Source organism: Cellulomonas sp. P5_C6, assembly GCF_054049635.1.
Window position 1 is genome coordinate 1 of sequence record NZ_JBFULZ010000053.1, and the last position, 22,214, is coordinate 22,214.

The window sequence follows — 22,214 nt, forward strand, 5'->3', positions numbered from 1 at the left end:
ACGTTCGACCGGTCCGGGAGCGTCGCCGACGTCCCGGTCCCGACGCTGCTGATCAGCGGCGCGCAAGACGTGGTGACGACGCCGAGGTCGATGCAGTCGCTGGCCGAGCAGCTCCCCAGGGCCATGCACGCCACGATCGGGACCGCCGGCCACCTCGCCGTGCTCGAGGAACCCGCGATCGCCGCGGGCCTCCTGCGCGACCACCTCGCGGGCGACGACGTCGGCGCCCGCGGCATGCGGGTCCGCCKCGAGGTGCTCGGCGACGCCCACGTCGACGCGGCGATCGCCGCGACGACCCCGCAGACGGCCGCCTTCCAGGACTTCCTGACGCGGTACGCCTGGGGCGAGGTCTGGTCGCGCCCCGGTCTGTCCCGGCGGGAGCGGTCGATCGCCACGCTGGCCAGCCTGGTCACCGGCGGCCACCAGGCGGAGCTGCGGATGCACGTGCGCGCCGCCCTGCGCAACGGACTCACCCCGGACGAGGTCGCCGAGGTCGTCCTGCACACCGCGTTGTACGCCGGGCTCCCGCCCGCGAACGCCGCGATGGCGATCGTCCGCGAGGTCGTCGCCGCCAGCGAGAGTCAAGGAGAAGATCATGGACAAGACCGTCGCGACGGCTGACGAGGCCGTCGCCGACATCCCGTCGGGCGCATCGCTCGCGGTGGGCGGCTTCGGCCTGTCCGGCGTGCCCATCGCGCTCATCCGCGCGCTGCTGGCCCACGGGGTCGACGACCTCGAGGTGGTGTCCAACAACTGCGGGGTCGACGGCTGGGGGCTCGGTGAGCTGCTCTCGGCCGGCCGGATCCGCCGGGTGGTGGCCAGCTACATCGGGGAGAACAAGGAGTTCGCGCGGCAGTACCTCGGCGGCGAGGTCGAGGTCGAGCTGACGCCGCAGGGCACGCTGGCCGAGCGGCTGCGCGCGGGCGGCGTCGGCATCCCCGCCTTCTACACGGCGGCCGGGGCCGGCACGGCGGTGTCCGACGGCGGGATGCCGCTGCGCTACGCACCCGACGGCTCGGTGGCGCTGGCCAGCGGACCCAAGGAGCTGCGCCCGTTCGCGGCGTTCGGCCGCACCCGCGAGTACGTGCTCGAGGAGGCCATCACCACGGACTACGGCCTGGTCCGGGCGGCCGTCGGGGACCGGCACGGCAACCTCCGGTTCGAGAAGTCGACCCGCAACTTCAACCCGCTGGCCGGGATGGCGGGCCGGATCACGATCGCGGAGGTCGACCGGCTGGTCGAGCCGGGCGAGCTCGATCCCGACGACATCCACCTGCCCGGCATCTACGTCGACCGCGTCGTGCTGCTCACGCCCGAGCAGTCGGCCGACCTGCCGATCGAGAAGACCACCGTCCGGCCGCGACCCTCCGTGGAGATCTGATGCCGCTCACCCGTGACGAGATGGCCGCCCGCGCCGCCCGCGAGCTCGAGGACGGCTCCTACGTGAACCTGGGCATCGGGCTGCCGACGCTCATCCCCAACCACCTGCCTCCCGGCGTCGAGGTCGTGCTGCACTCCGAGAACGGCATCCTCGGCGTCGGCCCGTACCCGTGGGAGGGCGAGGCGGACCCCAAGCTCATCAACGCGGGCAAGGAGACGGTCACGGTGCTGCCCGGCGCCGCGTACTTCGACTCGTCCGCCAGCTTCGGCATGATCCGCGGCGGCCGCGTCACGCACGCCGTGCTCGGCGCCATGCAGGTCTCCGCCACGGGCGACATCGCCAACTGGGCCGTGCCCGGCAAGATGGTCAAGGGCATGGGCGGGGCGATGGACCTGGTCAACGGCGCGGCCCACGTGCTGGTCGTCATGGAGCACGTGGCCAAGGACGGGTCGGCCAAGATCGTCCAGCAGTGCACGCTGCCGCTGACGGGCCGGTCCTGCGTCGACCGGATCATCACCGACCTGGCCGTCCTGGACGTGACCGACGAGGGTCTGCGGCTCATCGAGCTGGCACCCGGGGTCACCGTGGAGCAGGTGCGCGACGCCACCGGGGCGCCGTTCGACGTCGCGCTGGCGGATCCCGCATGACCGAGCTGCGCGAGGTCGTCCTCTGCGCACCGGTGCGCACACCCGTCGGCCGTTTCGGCGGCGCGCTCGCGCCGCTGGACGCCCGGTCCCTCGCGGTCGCGGTGCTGCGCGGGCTGGTCGACCGGACCGGCCTCGACGTCGCGTCGGTCGACTCCGTCATCGCGGCGCAGGGCTACCCGACCATGGAGTCACCCGCGTTCGGCCGCGTGGCCGGGCTGGACGCCGGCTTCCCCGTCACGACGACCGGCTACCAGCTGGACCGGCGCTGCGGCTCGGGCCTGCAGGCGGTGCTGAACGCCGCGATGGAGGTGCAGACCGGCGTCGCCGACGTGGTCGTGGCCCTCGGCGTCGAGTCCATGTCCAACGCGCCGCTCTACACCGAGCAGGGCCGACGCGGGCTCCCCGCCGGTGGCCTGCTGCTGCACGACGCGCTCGCCCGGGGCCGCGTGACCGTCGGCGGTACCGGCTACCCGACTCCCGACGGCAACGTGGGCACGGCGGAGGTCCTGCGTGCCGAGTACGGGATCAGCCGTCAGGACCAGGACGCACTCGCGCTGCGCTCGCACCAGCGCGCCGTCGCCGCCCAGACCTCCGGGGCCTTCGACGCCGAGATCGTCCCCGTCACCGTGCCGGGCCGCCGCGGGACCGTCGTCGTCGACCGCGACGAGCACCCCCGCGCCGACTCCTCGCTCGAGGCGCTCGCCGCCCTGAGGCCCGTGCTGATCGCCACCGACCCGGACGCCACGGTGACCGCCGGCAACTCCAGCGGCCAGAACGACGCCGCCGCCGCCTGCGTCGTCACCACCCGGGAGCACGCCGACCGCCTGGGCCTGACGCCCGTGCTCCGCCTGCGCTCCTGGGCCGTCGCCGGCGTCGACCCCCGCCGGTTCGGCATCGCCCCGGTCCCCGCCGCGCACCTGGCCCTGGCCCGCGCGGGCGCGACCCTCGACGACGTCGACGTCCTCGAGCTCAACGAGGCCTTCGCGGTCCAGGTGCTCGCCTGCCTGGCCGACTGGGACATCGATCCCGAGGACCCCCGCGTGAACCCCCGCGGCAGCGGCATCTCCCTCGGGCACCCCATCGGCGCCACCGGCCTGCGCATGCTCGCCACGCTCGCGCACGAGCTGCCCGCCCTCGACGGCACCCTCGCGCTGGAGACCATGTGCATCGGGGGCGGCCAGGCCCTCGCGGCGGTGCTCGAGCGCGTCTGACGCCGCGCGAGGACGATGGGGTCGACGTCCACGAGCCGACCCCGGGAGCGACGATGACCCGTCACAGCGTGCACACGGACGACGCGCCCGCCGCCCTGGGCCCGTACAGCCAGGCGATCGTCGCGGGCGGCTTCGTCTTCTGCTCGGGGACCGCGGGGATCGACCCGACGACCGGTGAGATCCCGGAGGGGATCGAGGCCCAGACAGAGCTGGCGCTGCGCAACGTGGCCGCGACCCTCGACGCGGCCGGCTCCTCGATGGCCTACCTGGTCAAGACGACGATCTTCTACGCGGACGTGGCCGACTTCGCCGCGCTCAACGCCGTCTACGCGCGCCACATGCCCGACCCGCCGCCCGCGCGCTCGGCGCCCGGCAACGTGGTGCTGCCCCGCGGGCTGCTCGTCTCGATCGAGGCGATCGCCCTCCTGCCCGAGGCCTGACCGAGGCCGGCGAGGATCGGGGGCGGACAGCCCTCGCGGCGGTGCCCGACCGCGTCTGATGGCCTCTCACGAGCGGGTCGCGGTCGACCACCCGAACGACGAGCCGAACCGTGTGCCCAGTGCGGTGCGCTCCCGCAGCCAGGTCAGGGTCCGCACCTCGAGCTCGCCCTCGGCGCCCGCCTGGACCAGCGGGTAGATGTTCCCGGTCGACGCGAGCGCCCGGTAGGCGGTCTCGGGGTCGGCGAACGTGGTCGCCGCATCGAGGTGGCCGTCGTCGACCGGCGTGAAGCCGGCGCCGGCCAGGGCGGCCGCACGAGCGCCGGGGTCGGCCATGCGCAGGGGGACCGCGGCGAGGTCGTGGGTCACGTACGGCTCGAGCGCGGCGCCCAGCTGGCTCATCGGCCAGGCGAAGTCACCCGCGTCGGTCCAGTAGCCCAGGCCGAGGGTGCCGGACGGGCGCAGGACGCGCCGGGCCTCCACGAGCGCCCCGTCGTCGGCGTACGCGAAGCTGTTCACGCCGACCACGGCGTCGAACGACGCGTCGGGCCACGGCAGTGCCAGCATCGTGCCGTGCCTCAGGTCCGCGTCCGGGACCCGCGCGCGTGCGAGGTCGAGCAGACCTTGCGCGGCGTCGATCCCGGCGCATCGGGCGCCGTGGTCCGAGTACACCGAGAGGCCCAGCCCGGCTCCGCACCCGACGTCCAGCACCCGCATCCCTGGGCGCACCGGGACGGCGGCGGCGAGGGCGTCGTAGAGCGGTCGGAAGTGCGGTTCCATCAGGTCGGCCCAGTCCGAGGCTCGCGCGCTCCAGGCGGTTCCGGCGTCCTCCCAGCCCATGGGTGTCTCCTTCGACACCACCACCCTAGCGGCGGGTCGGAGGACAGCCTGATCGCTCGGAAACATCGCTATTGACTCGTGTCACTTGCGGCAATAACGTGGGCCCCGCGAGAGCGCCCGATCACCGCGATCGCCTGTGTCGACAGTGTTGTCCACCCACCGCGCTCGGCGCCGAGCGCCCTTCTCGAGCACTCCCGAGCTGCTCGACACGCGCCATGCCGACGACGTCCGGCGCCCCTGTGGCGCGCCCGCCGACGGCCCGGCGCCGCGACCGATCACCCACGTCCATCCCCGAAGAGGTGCATCGCCATGCCCACGCCCCACTCCCCCGCGCGCCGCCGTCGGCTGTCGCGCCTCGCGCTCGTCGCCGCCGGCCTCGCCGCGCTCGCGGTCGTCGGCGCCGGCCCCGCCACCGCCGCCGTGCCACCCACCCCGTCCGGCTGGACCCAGCAGTTCGCCGACGACTTCAGCGGCGCCGCGAACACGGGCGTCAGCACGTCGAGCTGGCTCTACGACCTGGGCACCGGCTACCCGGGCGGCCCCTCGGGCTGGGGCACCGGCGAGATCGAGACCATGACGAACAGCACCGCGAACGTCTACCAGGACGGCGCCGGGCACCTGGCGATCAAGCCGATCCGCGACGGGTCCGGGAACTGGACCAGCGGTCGCATCGAGACGCAGCGCACCGACTTCGCCGCGCCCGCCGGCGGCAAGCTGCGGTTCGAGGCCTCGCTCCAGCAGCCGAACGTCACCGGGGCCGCGGCCGCCGGGTACTGGCCGGCCTTCTGGTCGCTCGGCTCCGCGGCACGCGGGACGGCCGCCTCCGGATGGCCCGGCATCGGCGAGATCGACATCATGGAGGACATCAACGGGCGGAGCTCGGAGTTCGCCACGCTGCACTGCGGCGTCTCCCCCGGCGGCCCGTGCAACGAGACCACGGGCATCGGCAGCGGCGAGCGGGCCTGCGCCGGCTGCCAGACCGGGTTCCACACGTACGCGATGGAGCAGGACCGCAGCGTCTCCCCCGAGCAGATCCRGTTCTACCTCGACGGCGCCACCTTCTTCACGATCAACGCCAACCAGGTCGACGCCACGACCTGGAACAACGCCACCCACCACGGCTTCTTCCCGATCCTCGACGTGGCCATCGGCGGCGGGTTCCCCGCGGCGTTCGGCGGCGGTCCCACCAGCGCGACCCAGTCGGGCGTGCCGATGCTCGTCGACTACGTCGCGGTCTACACCTCGGGCGGCGGCACCACGACGCCCCCGCCGGCGTCGGGCGGTTCCCTGACCAACGCGAACGGCCTCTGCCTGGACAACAACGCCCAGAGCACCGCCAACGGCAACACGATCCAGATCTGGGGCTGCAACGGCAGCGTCGCGCAGAAGTGGACCTTCGTGCAGGCCGGCACCACGTTGCACGTCCAGGGCAAGTGCCTCGACATCGCGGCCGGCGGCACCGCCAACGGCACCAAGGTCCAGCTCTGGGACTGCAACGGCACGGGCGCCCAGGTCTGGATCCCGCAGAACGGCGGCTACTACAACCCGCAGTCGAACAAGTGCCTCGACGACCCCGCCGCCTCCACGACCGCCGGCACGCAGGTCCAGATCTGGGACTGCAACGCCAGCAGCGCCCAGAGGTGGACCCTGCACAGCTGACGTGAGGCCGTCCGGCGCGGGCTCCACCCCGTGCCGGACGGCGTCAGGGGCCCGCAGTGATCGCCGCGAGCAGCTCCGGCACGTCCACCAGGGCCACCCGGATCGCTGCGTCGCTGCAGCCGTACGGCAGGACGAGCGTGGCGCCGTGCAGCAGGGCGCCGCACGAGTAGACGACGTTCGGCACGTAGCCGTCGCGCTCGTCGGCCGACGGGACGAGCAACGGGGTGGCCAGGCTGCCCAGGACCTGGCGCGGGTCGTCGAGGTCGAGCAGCATGGCGCCGATGCTGTAGAGCCGCATCGGGCCGACGCCGTGCGTGAGCACCAGCCAGCCGGCCGCCGTCTCGATCGGCGACCCGCAGTTGCCCGCCTGGATGATCTCCCAGGCGCGGTCGGGGGCGCTGAGGGTGCCGAGGTCGTCCCAGTGCCGCAGGTCGCTGGAGCCGGCCAGCGAGTTGCTCTCCCGGTCCCAGCGCGACAGGGCGAGGTACTGCCCGCCCACCCGCCGCGGGAACAGCGCCATGCCCTTGTTCTTCGCGCCCGGGCCGGTGAGCCGGCTCAYGCGGAACGTCGTGAAGTCGTCSGTSKCSAGCAGGTGCGGCGCRACSGACTCCCCGTCGAAGGCCGTGTAGGTSCCSAGGTAGCTGCGTCGGCCGTCCGCGCCCTCGACCTCGACCAGGCGCAGGTCCTCGATGCCGTGGCGCTCGGCAGGGCTGGACGGCAGCAGCACCCGGGAGTCGATCGCGCTGCCCGGCGGGAACGCGACCGTGTACGTGCAGGCGGCGAGCCACTCCAGGCGGGGGCTGCCCTCGACGGACACTCGGGCAAAGGTCGCCGGCAGGGCACGCAGCAGCGCGTCGGCCTCCTCGTGGTCGCCGCCGAGCTCGCCGTTCTGGAGCCGGAGGTCGTCCCGCGAGTGCACGGTCGGCTGGTCGCGGGGCACCGTGGTCGTCGGCCCCGGGACGTCGAACGTGACCTTGTCGGCCCCGTCGACGACCCCGGTGCGCAGCTCGACGCAGGAGATGTGCCCCTCCCCGACGCCGCGCACGCTCATGACGAACCGCGTACTCCCGGCCGGGAGCCCGGACTGGTCGGGGTGGGCGACGAGGGACGGGTTGAACAGCGCCGCCGACTCGATCGCGTACTCCTGGCTCATGCACGCGCCGATGAGCCGGCGGCGTTCGAGGGAGAGCTGCCCGGCGTCCTCGATGTGCTGCTCGACCAGGGCGAAGCGCTCGTCGAGGAGCCCGACCAGGTCGTCGTACCGGGTGCTGAACCACGTGAGGACGTCGATCAGCGCCGCGTCCACCTCGGCGTCGGGCAGCGCCAGCAGCCGCGCGAGGACGACGGCCCGCCGCGAGACGCCCGCGCCGTGGATCTCCTCGCCGGGCAGGAACGGGGTGCTGACCACCCGGGTCGCGTCGGGCCGGAGCACGTGGTCCGTGCGGCGGACGAGCGTCACGCGACTGCTTGCACGAGCGCGAGCCGCCCGAGCTGCAGGGTCGACAGCGCCGCCAACGTCGACTCGGCACCCTGGTTCTGGTTGACCCCGAGCGCGTGCAGGCCGTCGCTCCCGCCGCCGGAGACGTCGTCGTAGAGCACCATCCCGGTGTCGTTGTCGCCCAGGAACCAGCCGACGCACCGGTCGAGGTACGTGAGCCAGACCTCGTGCCGCGTCGCCCGGAAAGCGCGCCAGCACGCCTCGGCCAGGGCCGCGACCTCGATGGGCTGCTGGTCGAATCCGGGACGCTCGTCGCCCTCCACCCGTCCGCCCACCGGGGTCATGGAGAGGTGTCCGTCGTGCGTCTCCTGCGCGACGAGCCAGTGCAGGAGGTCCAGGCCGGCGCGCAGCGTGTCCTCGTCGCCGAGCGCCGTGCCGATGGCGACGAGCGCCTCGGGCAGGACGGCGTTGGCGTAGCTCAGGCGGGCGTCCGGCCACGGCCACGACGGATCCGTCGGCTGCGCGAGCAGGGTCCGGGCGTCCGCCAGCATCCCGAGGGCCGCGCGGCTCCCGGGTTGCAGCTCGAGCACCTCGGCCGCGCCGAGCGCCGCGTACGCCATCGCGTGCCACCAGGGCGAACGCCTCTGCAGACCGACCCCGGCCGCATCGAGGGCGGCGCGGCGCACGCGGGGGTCGCCGGTCGCGCGCGCCGCGGTGCCGAGGGCCCACAGCGCCCGGCCCCAGTGGTCCTCGACCGTCGCGCAGTCGGTCCAGCGGCCGGTCTGGTCGCGCCGGTTGTGGAACCGCCCGAGACCGTCCTGGGCGAACAGGGTGAACCGCAGGTACGTCTCCGTCAGGGCCTCGACCTCGGGCGTCGGCCGCGGCTGCCGCGTGGTGACGACGAGCCCCCGGGCGACGTCGTCCAGGCAGTAGCCGTGCTCGGGCCGGGGCTCGGTGAGCAGGGCGTGCTCGAACAGCCCGATCGGGGTGCTCAGGTGCACGAGGTGGTCGAAGACCGGCTCGGGGTACATCAGGCGACCGACAGCGAGCGCGTGTGCAGCAGGCCGGCGCCGAGGCCCACGTACTGCTCGGCCACCGCGGTCCACAGCAGGCTCGGCGCCACGGCGCGGGAGGCGGCCGCCATCGAGCGCGCGAGACCGGGCTCCGTGAGCACGCGGCGCAGCGCGTCCCGGATCGCCGCGGGGTCGCGGCGCGGGACCAGGATCCCGGCGCCGCCGGACAGCAGCTCCACGGCGTGCGGGAAGGCGGTGGAGACCACGGGCTTGCCCGCGACCACGGCCTCGGTGAGCACGCCGGAGGTCACCTGGTCCGGGGAGTCGTACGGCAGGAGCACGACGTCGGCCGACCGCACGATGCGCTGCAGCGTCGGGACGTCGAGGTACCGGGCGTCGAACTGCACCATCGACCCGATGCCCAGGCGGTCGACCACGCGCTCGAGACGGTGGCGGTACGCCTCGCCGTCGCGCTCGAGGACCTTCGGGTGGGTCTCGCCGACGATCCGGTACGTGGGCCGCGGGTGCAGGTCGCCCAGGCCCGCGAGCGCCTCCAGCGCCCACTCGATGCCCTTGCCCTCGCCCAGCAGCCCCCACGTCAGCACGGTGGGTGCCGTGCGCGGCGGGGTGACGGTCTCGTCCGGCCCGCGGTTGTCTCGCGCGCCGTGCGCGATCACGGTGACCGACGCGGGGTCGACGTCCCAGCCCTCGATCAGCCGCTGCCGCCCGGCCTCGGTCATGGTCACGGTCACGGACGACGCGGCGACGACCCTGGCCAGCACCTCGTGCTGGTGCGGCGTCGGGTGCGCGAGGACGGTGTGCAGGACCGTGATGACGGGCACGCGCAGGCGCGCCAGGACGTCGAGCACGTCGGCGCCGTCACGCCCGCCGAAGATCCCGTACTCGTGCTGGACAAGCGCGACGTCGCACGCGTTGAGCGCCGCCGCGGCGGCCCGAGCCTCGTCCGGGGCACCGGTCACCAGCTGGTGGGTGACGAGCGGCACGGCGGGCTGCAGGTCGTCGACGACCCGGACGACCGACACCTCCGCGCCGGCCTCGACCAGGTGGGTGGCCAGTGCCGACGAGAACGTGGCCAGGCCGCACTGCGTGGGGGGGAAGGTGGAGAGGACGCCGAATCTGATGGCCACGGAGGCCCTTCGCGCTGGTGATGCTTCGCAGCGGAGTGCGCTACCGACCTCGGGCGGGGCCTGATCGACATCCCCGGGCGTCCTGACCCGCTGGAACCTGTCCGCAGCCGGGCCTGGCACCGCGTGGCTAGGCTACCAGTCGCGGTCGGGAGCCTTCCGGGACCTTCCGCCGCGCCAGCCGTGGAGGCACCCCGTCAAGATCGCCGTGCTCGCCTCGATAGCGCACCGGACGCCACCCCGCTCGTACGGTCCCTGGGAGCAGGTGGCGTCGACTCTCGCCGAGGGCCTGGTCGCCCGCGGCCACGACGTCACCCTGTTCGCGACGGCCGACTCGCAGACCGCCGCCCACCTGCACGCCGAGGCGCCGACGGGCTACGAGGAGGACCCGACGATCGACGTCAAGGTGTGCGAGTCGCTGCACATCGCGGCGGTCTTCGAGCGGGCGGCGCAGTTCGACGTGATCTCCAACCAGTTCGACTTCCTGCCGCTGACGTACAGCCGGCTGACGCCGACGCCCGTCGTGACGACGATCCACGGGTTCTCGTCGGAGCGCATCGTGCGCGTGTACCGCGCCTACGACGACATCGCCCACTACGTGTCGATCAGCGACTCCGACCGGCACCCGGACCTCACCTACGACGCGACGATCCACCACGGCCTGGACCTGTCGCAGTTCACCCCCGGCGCCGGCGACGGCGGCTACCTGCTCTTCCTCGGCCGCATCCACCCGGACAAGGGCACGCACCTCGCCATCGAGGTCGCCCGACGCTCCGCGCTGCCGCTGGTGATCGCCGGCGTCGTGCACGACGAGCCGTACTTCCGGACGCTGGTCGAGCCGCACGTCGATGGCTCGCGGGTGCGTTTCGTCGGCTCGGTGGGGCCCGCCGAGCGCGACCGGCTGCTCGGGGGCGCAGCCGCCCTGCTGCACCTCATCGACTTCGAGGAGCCGTTCGGTCTGTCGGTCGCCGAGGCGCTGGCGGCGGGCACCCCGGTCGTCGCGACGCGGCGGGGCTCGATGCCCGAGCTCGTCCGCGACGGCGTGACCGGCTTCCTGGTCGCCGACGAGGACGACGCCGTCGCGGCCGTCGGCCGGCTGTCGACGATCGACCGGCTCGCCTGCCGGCGCGAGGCCGAGACCCGGTTCAGCGCGGATCGCATGGTCGACGACTACGAACGGCTCTTCGCGTCCATCTCCGACCGGGCCACATCGCGCGAGCGGTGACACAGTGGCGGTATGGCCCCGACCGGAGCGGCTCGGGGCCACGGCGGACGCCACCCCCGACGCCCCGCCTCCGGCACGGCACCAGCACCACCGAGGAACACGCCATGACTGACGAGTACACAGAACCTGAGACCACCGACGCGACCAAGATCCGGGCCGACGGGCTCCCGGCGACGCCGGACGTCCCCGACGTCACCACGGACGCGGAGAAGATCGAGGCCGACGGGCTCCGCGGCCCCGGCACCGGCACCCACGTGCACACCACCGAGGCCGAGGAGATCGAGTCCGACGGCCTGCGCGGCCCCGGGACGGGCACCCACGTGCACACCACCGAGGCGGAGCGGATCGAGTCCGACAAGCTGCGCTGACCCCACCCGTCGAGGGCCGCGCCGGGCGACCGGCGCGGCCCTCGGCATGCCGGGTGGCGCCGGCGCACCCGTGACGCATGATGACGGCAGGGGCATCGCGCGGAGCTCAGACGGAGGCAGCCGTGGACATCCACCTCATCACCGACGACGGCGTGCGCGAGGGCACCGTCGACGAGCTCCCCGAGCTGCTCACCGGGCGGCACGGCATCGTGTGGGTCGACATCCCGCAGTGGGACGCGCAGGCCGCCGACGTCCTGACCAACGTGTTCGGGATGCACCCGCTGGCCGTGCACGACTGCGAGGTGCGCAACCGGCTGCCCAAGCTGCACGCCTACCCGAGCTCGCTGTTCCTGGTCCTGCACGCCCCCGAGCGCGGCACCGCCGGCCACGTCCACCACGTGGAGCTGGACCGCCTGATCGGGCCGCGCTACCTGGTCACCGTGCACGGTCCGGTCAACCCGGCGGTCGCGCCCGACGTCCCCCTGCGGGACACCCGGGAGGTGCTCGAGCGCATCCGGTCCGGGCGCCTGAAGCCCCGCACGTCCTTCGACATCTCGCACGCGATCGTCTCGGCGCTGACGCGCCGCATGGAGAAGTTCGTCGAGGAGCTCACGGCCAACGTCTGGGACCTGGAGCGCCGCGTCACCGACGGCGCGTACGACGACCCCGAGAAGTTCCTCGACGAGATGTTCCGCGTCCGGCACGGCCTGCTGGCCGTCAAGACGATCGCCGCGCAGACGGCAGAGATCTACCGCCGACTCGTCGGGCTGCCCCGCGCCGTGCCCGAGGAGAGCCGGCACCTGGTCGCCGACCTGGTCTCCCAGTTCGACCGCATCGCGGGGCTGGCCGGCGAGGAGAAGGACTACCTCCAGGGCGTGATCGAGTTCTACCGGACCCGGACGGAGACCAAGATGACGATCGCCGCCGAGCGGCTCGCCGTCATCGCGGTGGTGACGCTGCCCATCACGGCCCTCGCGTCGGTGCTCGGCATGAACATGATCGTGAACAGCCACACGGTCCCGATCCCGTTGAGCATCGCCCTGACGGTCATGGTCGCGATGTCCGCCGGCCTGCTGTGGTGGGCCAAGCGACAGGGCTGGTGGTGACCCGGGAGTCAACGCGCCCGTCACTCGTTCGAGGTGTCGATGTCACCCGAGGGGGGTACCGTGCCCGCTGCACCGCAACCCGGTGCAGAACCGACAGCACGGGAGGACTCCGGCATGGGTATCAACGTCCTGCAGCGCGGCAGAGGCCGGGCGGGTCTACGGGTGGGCACGGTGGGGGCAGCCACGGTGCTCGTCGTCGCCCTCGCCTCACCGGCGATGGCCGGCAACGGGCACGGGAACGGCGGGTCGAAGGACTTCCGCCTCACGGTCATGGGCACCACGGACCTGCACGGCAGCGCCCTGAACTGGGACTACTTCAAGAACGCCGAGTACGACGACAGCGCCCACAACGACGTGGGCCTGGCCAAGGTCTCCACCCTGGTGAACCAGGTCCGCGCGGACCGCGGGGACCGCAACACGCTCCTGATCGACGCGGGCGACACCATCCAGGGGACCTCGCTGGCGTACTACTACGCCAAGGTCGAGCCGATCTCGACGCAGGTCGAGCACCCGATGGCGGCCGCGATGAACGCGATCGGCTATGACGCCGCCGCGGTCGGCAACCACGAGTTCAACTACGGCATCCCCTACCTGCGCACCTTCGAGAAGCAGCTGGACTTCCCGCTGCTGGCGGCGAACGCGCTCGACGACGGCACGGGCAAGCCCGCGTTCAAGCCGTACGTCATCAAGACGGTCAAGCCCGCGCACGGCAAGCCGATCCAGGTCGGCATCCTCGGACTGACCAACCCCGGCATCGCGATCTGGGACAAGGCGAACGTCGAGGGCAAGATGCACTTCGACGGGCTGGTCGAGCAGGCCAAGAAGTACGTGCCCGAGATGAAGCGCGCGGGGGCCGACGTGGTCATCGTGGCCGCCCACTCGGGTGCCGACACCTCGTCGTCGTACGGCGACACGCTGCCGTTCCCCGAGAACGCCTCGACGCTGGTGGCGCAGCAGGTGCCGGGCATCGACGCCATCCTCGTGGGCCACGCGCACCAGGAGATCGCCTCCCGGACCGTCACCAACACGCAGACCGGCAAGCCGGTCGTGCTGTCCGAGCCTCTGAAGTGGGGTGAGCGGCTGTCGGTCTTCGACATCGACCTGTCGTTCGCCCGCGGCCACTGGGCGGTGCAGTCGGTGGGCGCCCAGGTGCTCAACTCGAACACCGTCCCGGAGGACCCGAAGATCGTCAGCCTGCTCCAGGCCGACCACCAGAAGGTCGTCGACTACGTCAACGGCGTGATCGGCACGTCCACCGAGGCCATGTCGGCCGCCACCGCACGGTACGAGGACACGGCGGCGCTCGACTTCATCAACTACGTGCAGGCGGGCGCGGTGAAGGCCGAGCTCACGGGGGCCGACGCGGCGCTGCCGGTGCTGTCCATCGCGGCGCCGTTCAACAAGGACGCGGCGATCCCCCAGGGCGACGTCTCCGTGCGGGACATCGCCGGGCTGTACATCTACGACAACACGCTGCTGGGCATCAAGCTYACGGGCGCGCAGGTCAAGGCGTACCTGGAGAAGTCGGCGGAGTACTTCAAGCCGGCCGCGACGCCGGGCACGTACGCCGCGGCGGACCTCACCAACGCGGTCACCCCGACGGCGCCCAACGGGACGCCCGACTACAACTACGACGTCATGGGCGGCCTCGACCAGCCGCTGACCTACGACATCGACCTGGCGCAGCCCGTCGGCAGCCGGGTCACGGGGCTCGCCTACGGCGGCGTCCCCGTGACGGACGCCCAGGAGTTCGTCGTCGCCATCAACAACTACCGGCAGTCGGGCGGTGGCAACTTCCCTGGCGTGGTCGGTGCACCGGTCGTCTACAACCGGCAGGTGGAGATCCGGCAGCTGCTCATCGACTGGGTGACCGCCAACCAGGTCATCGACCCGACGGCGTTCTCGTCGACCAACCCCGACTGGCAGCTGACGTCCGGCGGCACGCCGCTGACCGTCACGCCGTAGCACCGCACAYGGGCGCCGCACCTCACGGGGTGCGGCGCCCGTGCCGTGTCACGCCCGCGCCACGGCCGCCCGGCCCGCCTCGAGCCGKGCGATCGGTACGCGGAAGGGCGAGCAGGACACGTAGTCGAGCCCCACGTCGTGGAAGAAGTGGATCGACTCCGGGTCTCCGCCGTGCTCGCCGCACACCCCCAGGTGCAGGCCCGGCTTCGTCGCGCGACCGCCCTCGACGCCCGCGCGCACCAGCGCGCCGACCCCGTCGGCGTCCAGCGTCTCGAACGGGGAGATCGTCAGCACGCCGTTCTGCAGGTAGTCCGCGAAGAAGGCGCCCTCGACGTCGTCGCGCGAGAACCCCCACGTGGTCTGCGTGAGGTCGTTGGTGCCGAACGAGAAGAAGTCGGCCTCCTCGGCGATCCGGTGCGCGGTCAGCGCCGCACGCGGCAGCTCGATCATGCAGCCGATCGGCACGTCCAGGGGGACGCCCGACTCCTCCGACACCTGCGCGAGCACCCGCTCGGCCTCCTCGCGGACCAGCTGCAGCTCCCGCACCGAGCCCACCAGCGGCACCATGATCTCGGGCCGCGGGTCCCGCCCCGCCTGACGCAGCTGCACGGTGGCCTCGGCGATCGCCCGCACCTGCAGGGCGAACAGGCCCGGCAGCGTGAGCCCGAGGCGGACCCCGCGCAGCCCCAGCATCGGGTTCTGCTCGTGCATCCGCCGGACGGCGGCGAGGACCTTCACGTCCTGCGGGTCGGGCTCGGCCGCGACCGCGACCCGCACCGCGAGCTCCGTGAGGTCCGGCAGGAACTCGTGCAGCGGCGGGTCGATGAGGCGGATGGTCGTCGGCAACCCGTCCATCGCCTCGAGCAGGCCCACGAAGTCCTCGCGCTGCATGGGGAGCAACGTGTCGAGGGCGGCCTGCCGGGCGTCGTCGGTGTCCGCGAGCACGAGCCGCTCGATGTACTGGCGCCGCTCCCCCAGGAACTGGTGCTCGGTGCGGCACAGGCCGACGCCCTCGGCCCCGCGGTCGCGGGCCCGTCGGGCATCGACAGCGGTGTCGGCGTTGGTGCGCACCTCCATCCGGCGGACCGAGTCGGCGTGGCGCAGCACGCGGTCGACCGCCGTCACCAGCGCCCTCGCCTCCGGGTCACCCGCGGCCGCGAGCCCGGCGTCCAGCCCGTCGGAGACGTAGACCATGACGGGCGAGTCCACCACCGGGACGGACCCGCGGAACACCTCGCCCGTGGAGCCGTCGATCGCGATCGTGTCCCCGGCGTGCAGCACCTGGTCGCGGACGCGGACCTCCCCGAGGACCGGGTCGACCAGGAGCTCCTCGGCGCCGACCACGGCGCACGTGCCCATCCCGCGGGCGACGACGGCCGCGTGCGAGGTCTTGCCGCCGCGCGCGGTCAGCACCCCGTCGGCGACGATCATGCCCTGCAGGTCGTCGGGGTTGGTCTCGCGCCGGACCAGGATGACGTGCGCGCCGGCGGCGGTCCGCTCGAGCGCCTGGGCGTTGTCCAGCACGATCTCGCCGACGGCCGCACCCGGGGACGCCGGCAGCGCCCGCGTCAGCAGCTGCTTCGCGGCGGTGGCGTCGAACTGCGGGAACAGCAGCTGGCTGAGCTTGTCGCCGGTGCACCGCGTGATCGCCTCGTCCATCGTGATGAGGCTCTCGTCCACCAGCTCGGTGGCGATCCGGAAGGCCGCGGCGGCGGTGCGCTTGCCCACCCGGGTCTGCAGCAGCCACAACCGGCCGCGCTCGATCGTGAACTCGATGTCGCACAGGTCCCGGAAGTGCGTCTCGAGGCGCCGCATGGCCTGGCGCAGCTCGCCGTACGACACCGGGTCGAGCAGCTCCAGCTCCGCCAGCGGCAGCGTGTTCCGGATCCCCGCGACGACGTCCTCCCCCTGCGCGTTGGGCAGGTAGTCGCCGTAGACCCCGGACTCGCCGGTGGACGGGTCCCGCGTGAAGCAGACGCCCGTGCCGGAGGACTCGCCAAGGTTGCCGAACACCATGCTCACCACGTTGACGGCCGTGCCCAGGTCGTTCGGGATGCGCTCGCGGCGGCGGTAGAGCCTCGCGCGGTCGGTGTTCCACGAGTCGAGGACCGCCTCGATCGCCATGTCGAGCTGCTCGCGCGGGTGCTGCGGGAACTCCCGGCCGGTCTGCTCGACGACGATGTCCTTGAACGTCTGCACCAGCACCTGCAGATCCTGCGCGCCGAGGTCGACGTCCGTCGCGGCACCGACCGCGGTCTTGCGCTCGTCAAGCGCCGCCGCGAACAGGTCGGAGTCGATGCCCAGCACTGTCTTGCCGAACATCTGGATGAGCCGACGGTAGGAGTCCCACGCGAACCGCTCGTCACCCGAGAACTCGGTGAGCCCTTTCACGGACGCGTCGTTGAGCCCGATGTTGAGCACCGTCTCCATCATCCCGGGCATGGAGAACTTGGCGCCGGACCGCACCGACACCAGCAGCGGCTCGTGGAAGTCGCCCAGCCGCCGGCCGATCGTGTCCTCGATCTCTCGTACCGCGAGCGTCACCTCGACCCGCAGCTCGGGCGGGACGCGCCCGTCGCGCATGTACGCCCGGCACGCCTCGGTCGTGATGGTGAACCCCGGCGGCACGGGCAGGTCGAGGTTGGTCATCTCCGCCAGGTTGGCGCCCTTGCCACCCAGCAGATCCTTCTGGTCCTTGTCGCCGTCGCTGAAGCGGGAGACGTAGCTGGCCATGTCGGGCTCCTTCATCCAGGGCGGGATTGTGCGCTTCCTTCAGCATCCGGCCCCGCCTGGCCCGGATTCAACGATTTGCGCGCGCAAAGAACAGCTGTTCTTGCTCTACTGTCAACGCCATGGCGATGAGCTCCCCCCGACCCGTCATCGACCTGCCCGCGGACCCGCGCGGGTCGGCGACGCCCGGCAGCCAGCTGCTCATGCTCGGCCGGCGCATCCGTCACGCGCGGACCGAGCGCGGGCTGACGCTCGACGAGCTCGGTCGCCAGGTGGGCAGCACGGCGAGCCAGCTCTCCCTCGTCGAGAACGGCCGGCGCGAACCACGCCTGAGCCTGCTGCAGTCCCTCGCGGACGCGCTGGGCACCACCACGACGGACCTCCTCGACACCACGCCTCCGTCGCGCCGCGCGGCGCTCGAGATCCAGCTCGACCAGGCCCAGGGCTCCGTCGCGTACGCGGCGCTCGGGCTGCCGGCCGTACGGGCGGCCAAGAACCTGCCGACCGAGGCGCTCGAGGCGCTCGTCGGCCTGCACCGCGAGCTGGCCCGGCGGGACGACGCCGCCATCGCGACGCCCGAGGAGGCCCGCCGCGCCACGACGGCCCTGCGCCTGTGGATGCGCGAGCGGAACAACCACCTGCCCGAGATCGAGGAGGCGGCCGAGGACCTGGTCCGGCGGGCCGGCTACACCACGGGTGCCCTCACGCACAGCGCGGTCGCGCAGATGGCCGCGGACCTCGGGTTCTCGCTGCTGCACGTCGACGACCTGCCGCACTCGACGCGCACCGTCACGGACCTGGCCAACGGCCGGATCTACCTGCCCCCGGCCTCGATCCCCGGTGGGCACGGCCTGCGCTCGCTCGCCCTGCAGGCGATCGCCCACCGCGTGCTCGACCACTCCACGCCGCGCAGCTACGCCGACTTCCTGCGCCAGCGCGTCGAGATCACGTACTTCGCGGCCGCGTGCCTCATGCCCAGCACGGCAGCGGTGGCCCATCTCAGCGCGGCGAAGAAGCGCAAGGAGCTCGCGGTCGAGGACTTCCGGGACGCGTTCGGCGTGACGCACGAGGCCGCCGCCCAGCGCCTCACCAACCTGCTCACCGAGCACCTCGACATCCGCCTGCACTTCGTCCGCGTCGCCGACGACGGCACGCTGTTCAAGGGCTACGAGAACGACGCGGTCCGGTTCCCCGCCGACGGCACCGGCGCGATCGAGGGCCAGGTCGTGTGCCGCGAGTGGGCCGCCCGGTCGGCGTTCACCCGCCGGAACCGGGCCACGGAGTACTACCAGTACACCGACACGCCGGAGGGCACCTTCTGGTGCACCACGCAGACCGGCTCCACCTCGGCGGGCGGCTTCTCCATCACGGTCGGCGTGCCGTTCACCGCGGCCAAGTGGTTCCGCGGCCGGGACACGTCGACCCGACGCGTGTCCCGCTGCCCGGACCCCTCCTGCTGCCGGCAGGCCGACCCCGCGCTCGCCGCCCGGTGGGCACCCCACGCCTGGCCGAGCGCGGCCGTGCACGCGCACGTGCTCTCCCCGCTGCCCACCGGATCGTTCCCCGGCGTCGAGGACGCCGAGGTCTACGCGTTCCTCGACCGGCACGCCGGTGGCCACACGGCGGCCCCGACGGGTGCACAGTGACCTCATGGCGGTGATCCGGGTGTTCGTGCTGGACGACCACGAGGTCGTGCGCCAGGGGCTGCTGCGCCTGATCGACGCGGACCCGCAGATGACGGTCGTCGGCGAGGCCGCGACAGCGCAGGAGGCGCTCGCCCGGATCCCGCACGCCGACGCCGACGTCGCGCTCCTCGACGTGCGGCTGCCCGACGGCAGCGGCGTGGAGGTCTGCCGCGAGCTGGCGTCGTCGGCATCGCGGGTCCGCTGCCTCATGCTCACCTCCTACGAGGACGACGAGGCGCTCCTCGCCTCGATCACCGCCGGCGCGGCCGGCTACGTGCTCAAGGAGATCCGCGGGCCCCAGCTCCTCGACTCCATCCGGCTGGTCGCTGCCGGGCGGGACCTGCTCGATCCCGCCACCACGCGTCACGTCCTCGAGAGACTGCGGGAGTCACGGCGGCACGACGCCCGGCTCGACCTGCTCACCGCGCAGGAGAGCGCCGTGCTCGACCTCATCGGCGAAGGGCTGACCAACCGGGAGATCGCGGACCGCATGTTCCTGGCGGAGAAGACCGTGAAGAACTACATCTCGAGCCTGCTGGCCAAGATCGAGGTCCGCGGGCGGACGCAGGCGGCGCTCTTCATCGCGGAGCAGCACCGCCAGCATCCGACACCCCCGGGGATCAGCGAGTCGTCGCCCTGAGCTGACCGGGGTCGATCGGACGCAGCCCCAGCAGCAGGCCGGTGAGACCGATCCCCCAGGCGCGCGCCCTGTCCTCCTCGCCGTCGCGCAGGGGCCCCTTGATCCCCGTGACCCAGAAGCTCTCCGCCTCGGCGGCGACCTGGAACCCGGCACGGCTCAGCACCCGCCAGGCGCCGACCGCGGCCGAACCGGGCACGTGCGGGCTGTGGATCCGGGTGTCGAACGTCGCCGCGTGGACCGGCCGGTCGGGCGGCTCGAGCGCCGAGAGCCACTCCCGCACGCCCACCGACAGCTCGGCCGCCGGCGCGCCCGCCTGCACCTGGGCGTCCGCCCGCGTGGCCGGCCTGCTCATGCCGAACGCCTGGGTCGGGGCACCGACCACCAGCAGCTCGAGCTCGGGCGGCAGCCGCAGCGGCGCGGCGCCGACCTCGAGGAGGGCGACGTCCTGCATCCGGCTGAACATCCCCTCCCAGACGGCCTTCGCGACCCGACCCGTGTTCCCGAACGACGACTCGTACACCACCAGCGCTCGCATCGTCCCCACCTCCTCGTGCGTCTCGTCCGTCTTGTCCGTCTCGTGACAGCTCCAGGATTCGGCGGCACGAACCTGCTGCCCAGGGCCGAAGGGCCCTGATGCACCGTGGGGTCGTACGGCGCACCTATGCTCCGTGCATGCGGTCGGACGGGAGTGGCACGGAGCACGACGACCGGCTCGAGGAGCTGCTGGGCGCGGTCGTGTCCGTGTCCGAGGACCTCGACATCGCGACAGTTCTCGAGCGGCTCGTCGCGGCCGGGTGCCGGCTGACCGGGGCCCGTTACGGTGCCCTCGGGGTGCTGGCTGAGCACGGCGGGCTGCAGGAGTTCGTGCACCGGGGCATCGACGACGAGACGGCCCGGCTCATCGGCCACCTGCCCGAGGGCAAGGGCGTCCTCGGGCACATCGTGACGAGCCCGCACCCGCTCCGTCTGCACGACCTCGCGGACCACCCCTCGTCGGTCGGCTTCCCCGCGCACCACCCCCCGATGCACACGTTCCTCGGCGTGCCCGTGCGCGACCGCGGCGCGGTGTTCGGCAACCTCTACCTCACCGACAAGGTGGACGCCGACGGCGCCGGGGTCGACTTCACGGCCCGCGACGAGCAGGTCGCCGTCGCCCTGGCCGCGACCGCCGGCGTGGCGCTCGGGCACGGGCGCGCCTACCGCCAGGCGCGCGACCACGAGCGATGGCTCGAGACGGCGGCGGCCACCACGACGCTCCTCACCAGCGGCCGGCCGAAGGACGAGGCCGTGCCGGCGGTGCTCGCCCTCGTGCGGGAGCGCGCCGGGGCGACGGCGTCGACCCTGTACGGGCTCGACGACGAGCTGCCGCTCCCCCTCGCCGAGGACCTCACGGGCCCGTCGCCCGTCCTGCGTCGGGTGGACGGCGCCGAGGTCGACCAGCCCGGCCCGACGTGGGTGCTCGCCCTCCCCCTGCGCAGCGGCGAGCGCTGGGTCGGCGCCCTGGCGGTCCTCTGGCCCGAGGGCGAACCGCCGGCGGAGCCGCAGCTGGACCTGTCGAGCCTCGCGGGCTTCGGGGAGCAGCTGGCGCTGGCCCTCGACGTGGCGGACGCGCAGGCCGACCGCGCGCGGCTCGCGGTGCTGGAGGAGCGCGAGCGGATCGCGCGGGACCTGCACGACATKGTCATCCAGCGGCTGTTCGCGATCGGGCTCGACGTGCAGGGTGCCGCGCAGGACGCCGTGCGGCCCGAGGTCGCCCGACGGCTCGAGGGCGCCGTCGACGACCTCGACGAGACCATCAAGGACGTGCGCACCACGATCTTCCGGCTCGGCGCCCGGGGCGGCACCACCGGCACGGGGCTGCGGCACCGGATCGACGCCGAGGTGGTGAACTCGCGCCACAGCCTGGGCTTCCTCCCGCGCCTGCGTACCGACGGCGTCACCGCGACGGTCCCGGACGACATCGCCGAGGACGCCGTCGCGGTGGTCCGCGAGGCCCTGTCCAACGTCGCCCGTCACGCCCACGCCCACGAGGTCGTCGTCCGCATCGACGTCGGCCTGGACCTGCTGGTCGAGGTGCAGGACGACGGGATCGGGATCCCGGCCGACGTCCCCGCGCGCAGCGGCCTGGCCAACCTCGAGCAGCGCGCGACCCGGCGCGGCGGCGCCCTGCACGTGGTCGCGCTGGACCAGGGCGGCAGCCACCTCCAGTGGTCGGTGCCACTGGGCTGAGGGCCGTCAGCCCTTGTCGTGCACCACGAGCACCGGGCCGGTGGCCTCCCGCACGACCGCGCTGCTGATCGATCCGAGCAGCATCCCGCGGAAGCCCCCCAGGCCCCGCGACCCGACGACCACGAGCGCCGCGCCGCGGCCGAGGCCGACGAGCGCGTCGGCCGGGTGGTCGTCCACGAGGGCCAGCCTGACGTCCAGGCCGGCGTTCTCCTCCCGGAGCGCCTCGGCCACCACCTGGGCGGCCTTGTGGGTCGGGTCGTTCTCGTCGCCGGTCGCCAGCGGCGGCACGCTCCCGCTGCCGAACGGGTCTGGAATCGTCGGGCGGGCGTGCACGACGAGGAGCGGACGCCCGCGCATCCACGCCTCGCGCGCGGCGACGTGCGCCGCGGCCAGCGAGGCCGACGAGCCGTCGACCCCCACCACGACGGACGCGTCCGGCAGCAGCGGGTGCCCGGCGTCGGCACGGACCACCGCGACCGCGCAGCGCGCGTGGGC

Annotated in this window: 20 protein-coding genes; 13 read left to right on the forward strand and 7 right to left on the reverse strand. The window is 73.2% G+C overall.

Features of this window, described 5'->3' with window-relative positions:
• From ACXJKG_RS08350 to ACXJKG_RS08370, 5 genes are all read left to right on the forward strand, one after another.
• The coding region (locus ACXJKG_RS08350) for a carboxymuconolactone decarboxylase family protein (protein ID WP_456845295.1) at nt 1-621 on the forward strand (621 nt) is incomplete at its 5' end.
• On the forward strand, nt 596-1,381 hold the full coding sequence (locus ACXJKG_RS08355; RefSeq protein WP_456845296.1) for a CoA transferase subunit A: 786 nt from the start codon (nt 596-598) through the stop codon (nt 1,379-1,381). The genes ACXJKG_RS08350 and ACXJKG_RS08355, both read left to right, overlap by 26 nt.
• A complete protein-coding gene (locus ACXJKG_RS08360) occupies nt 1,381-2,028 on the forward strand; it encodes a CoA transferase subunit B (protein ID WP_456845297.1) in 648 nt (215 codons plus the stop codon). Before ACXJKG_RS08355 ends, ACXJKG_RS08360 begins: the two co-directional genes overlap by 1 nt.
• On the forward strand, nt 2,025-3,239 hold the full coding sequence (locus tag ACXJKG_RS08365) for an acetyl-CoA C-acetyltransferase (RefSeq protein ID WP_456845298.1): 1,215 nt from the start codon (nt 2,025-2,027) through the stop codon (nt 3,237-3,239). Before ACXJKG_RS08360 ends, ACXJKG_RS08365 begins: the two co-directional genes overlap by 4 nt.
• 53 nt (nt 3,240-3,292) lie before the next feature.
• Nucleotides 3,293-3,679 (forward strand): Rid family detoxifying hydrolase, encoded by a 387-nt coding sequence (locus tag ACXJKG_RS08370; protein ID WP_456845299.1) that lies wholly within the window; start codon nt 3,293-3,295, stop codon nt 3,677-3,679.
• Between the two features lie 66 nt (nt 3,680-3,745).
• Here the strand turns inward: ACXJKG_RS08370 and ACXJKG_RS08375 are convergent, their stop codons facing one another.
• On the reverse strand, nt 3,746-4,516 hold the full coding sequence (locus ACXJKG_RS08375) for a class I SAM-dependent methyltransferase (protein WP_456845300.1): 771 nt from the start codon (nt 4,514-4,516) through the stop codon (nt 3,746-3,748).
• A gap of 309 nt (nt 4,517-4,825) precedes the next feature.
• Here ACXJKG_RS08375 and ACXJKG_RS08380 point away from each other — a divergent pair, with 309 nt between their 5' ends.
• Nucleotides 4,826-6,175, forward strand: a complete 1,350-nt coding sequence (locus ACXJKG_RS08380; protein ID WP_456845301.1) for a ricin-type beta-trefoil lectin domain protein — start codon at nt 4,826-4,828, stop codon at nt 6,173-6,175.
• 43 nt (nt 6,176-6,218) lie between these two features.
• Here ACXJKG_RS08380 and ACXJKG_RS08385 read toward each other — a convergent pair whose 3' ends face one another.
• The 3 genes from ACXJKG_RS08385 to ACXJKG_RS08395 are packed head-to-tail and all read right to left on the reverse strand — an operon-like array spanning nt 6,219 to nt 9,774.
• Nucleotides 6,219-7,634, reverse strand: coding sequence for a glycoside hydrolase family 130 protein (locus ACXJKG_RS08385; RefSeq protein ID WP_456845302.1), 1,416 nt, complete (start codon nt 7,632-7,634; stop codon nt 6,219-6,221).
• Nucleotides 7,631-8,644 (reverse strand): glycosyltransferase, encoded by a 1,014-nt coding sequence (locus ACXJKG_RS08390; RefSeq protein ID WP_456845303.1) that lies wholly within the window; start codon nt 8,642-8,644, stop codon nt 7,631-7,633. The genes ACXJKG_RS08385 and ACXJKG_RS08390 overlap by 4 nt, the downstream gene beginning before the upstream one ends.
• Nucleotides 8,644-9,774, reverse strand: a complete 1,131-nt coding sequence (locus ACXJKG_RS08395) for a glycosyltransferase (RefSeq protein WP_456845304.1) — start codon at nt 9,772-9,774, stop codon at nt 8,644-8,646. The genes ACXJKG_RS08390 and ACXJKG_RS08395 overlap by 1 nt, the downstream gene beginning before the upstream one ends.
• A gap of 262 nt (nt 9,775-10,036) precedes the next feature.
• On the opposite strand from ACXJKG_RS08395, the gene ACXJKG_RS08400 reads away from it, so the two are divergent.
• The 4 genes from ACXJKG_RS08400 (at nt 10,037) to ACXJKG_RS08415 (ending at nt 14,435) form a co-directional block, all read left to right on the forward strand.
• On the forward strand, nt 10,037-10,996 hold the full coding sequence (locus ACXJKG_RS08400) for a glycosyltransferase family 4 protein (RefSeq protein ID WP_456845305.1): 960 nt from the start codon (nt 10,037-10,039) through the stop codon (nt 10,994-10,996).
• A 104-nt stretch (nt 10,997-11,100) separates the two neighbouring features.
• The gene (locus ACXJKG_RS08405; RefSeq protein WP_456845306.1) at nt 11,101-11,364 is read left to right on the forward strand and encodes a hypothetical protein; all 264 of its coding nucleotides are present in this window, start codon (nt 11,101-11,103) and stop codon (nt 11,362-11,364) included.
• Nucleotides 11,365-11,486: 122 nt separating this feature from the next.
• Nucleotides 11,487-12,470, forward strand: a complete 984-nt coding sequence (locus tag ACXJKG_RS08410) for a magnesium transporter CorA family protein (protein WP_456845307.1) — start codon at nt 11,487-11,489, stop codon at nt 12,468-12,470.
• 114 nt (nt 12,471-12,584) lie between these two features.
• Nucleotides 12,585-14,435, forward strand: a complete 1,851-nt coding sequence (locus ACXJKG_RS08415; protein WP_456845308.1) for a bifunctional metallophosphatase/5'-nucleotidase — start codon at nt 12,585-12,587, stop codon at nt 14,433-14,435.
• A gap of 48 nt (nt 14,436-14,483) precedes the next feature.
• Here ACXJKG_RS08415 and ppdK read toward each other — a convergent pair whose 3' ends face one another.
• The gene (gene ppdK / locus ACXJKG_RS08420) at nt 14,484-17,168 is read right to left on the reverse strand and encodes a pyruvate, phosphate dikinase (RefSeq protein ID WP_456845309.1); all 2,685 of its coding nucleotides are present in this window, start codon (nt 17,166-17,168) and stop codon (nt 14,484-14,486) included.
• A gap of 119 nt (nt 17,169-17,287) precedes the next feature.
• Here ppdK and ACXJKG_RS08425 point away from each other — a divergent pair, with 119 nt between their 5' ends.
• Complete coding sequence (locus ACXJKG_RS08425) at nt 17,288-18,811, forward strand: helix-turn-helix domain-containing protein (RefSeq protein ID WP_456845310.1); 1,524 nt, start codon at nt 17,288-17,290, stop codon at nt 18,809-18,811.
• Nucleotides 18,812-18,815: 4 nt separating this feature from the next.
• On the forward strand, nt 18,816-19,490 hold the full coding sequence (locus tag ACXJKG_RS08430) for a response regulator (RefSeq protein WP_456845311.1): 675 nt from the start codon (nt 18,816-18,818) through the stop codon (nt 19,488-19,490).
• Here the strand turns inward: ACXJKG_RS08430 and ACXJKG_RS08435 are convergent.
• Nucleotides 19,471-20,025, reverse strand: coding sequence for a flavodoxin family protein (locus tag ACXJKG_RS08435; protein ID WP_456845312.1), 555 nt, complete (start codon nt 20,023-20,025; stop codon nt 19,471-19,473). The genes ACXJKG_RS08430 and ACXJKG_RS08435 overlap by 20 nt on opposite strands.
• A gap of 137 nt (nt 20,026-20,162) precedes the next feature.
• On the opposite strand from ACXJKG_RS08435, the gene ACXJKG_RS08440 reads away from it, so the two are divergent.
• Complete coding sequence (locus ACXJKG_RS08440; protein WP_456845313.1) at nt 20,163-21,719, forward strand: GAF domain-containing protein; 1,557 nt, start codon at nt 20,163-20,165, stop codon at nt 21,717-21,719.
• A gap of 6 nt (nt 21,720-21,725) precedes the next feature.
• Here the strand turns inward: ACXJKG_RS08440 and ACXJKG_RS08445 are convergent.
• Nucleotides 21,726-22,214 (reverse strand): universal stress protein (locus ACXJKG_RS08445; protein WP_456845314.1); only part of this gene is annotated, 489 nt, incomplete at its 5' end.

Coding starts and splice junctions, on each gene's coding strand:
- ACXJKG_RS08355 (WP_456845296.1), top strand. CDS start 596: ATGGACAAGACCGTCGCGACGGCTGACGAGGCCGTCGCCGACATCCCG.
- ACXJKG_RS08360 (WP_456845297.1), top strand. CDS start 1,381: ATGCCGCTCACCCGTGACGAGATGGCCGCCCGCGCCGCCCGCGAGCTC.
- ACXJKG_RS08365 (WP_456845298.1), top strand. CDS start 2,025: ATGACCGAGCTGCGCGAGGTCGTCCTCTGCGCACCGGTGCGCACACCC.
- ACXJKG_RS08370 (WP_456845299.1), top strand. CDS start 3,293: ATGACCCGTCACAGCGTGCACACGGACGACGCGCCCGCCGCCCTGGGC.
- ACXJKG_RS08375 (WP_456845300.1), bottom strand. CDS start 4,516: ATGGGCTGGGAGGACGCCGGAACCGCCTGGAGCGCGCGAGCCTCGGAC.
- ACXJKG_RS08390 (WP_456845303.1), bottom strand. CDS start 8,644: ATGTACCCCGAGCCGGTCTTCGACCACCTCGTGCACCTGAGCACCCCG.
- ACXJKG_RS08405 (WP_456845306.1), top strand. CDS start 11,101: ATGACTGACGAGTACACAGAACCTGAGACCACCGACGCGACCAAGATC.
- ACXJKG_RS08425 (WP_456845310.1), top strand. CDS start 17,288: ATGGCGATGAGCTCCCCCCGACCCGTCATCGACCTGCCCGCGGACCCG.
- ACXJKG_RS08430 (WP_456845311.1), top strand. CDS start 18,816: ATGGCGGTGATCCGGGTGTTCGTGCTGGACGACCACGAGGTCGTGCGC.
- ACXJKG_RS08435 (WP_456845312.1), bottom strand. CDS start 20,025: ATGCGAGCGCTGGTGGTGTACGAGTCGTCGTTCGGGAACACGGGTCGG.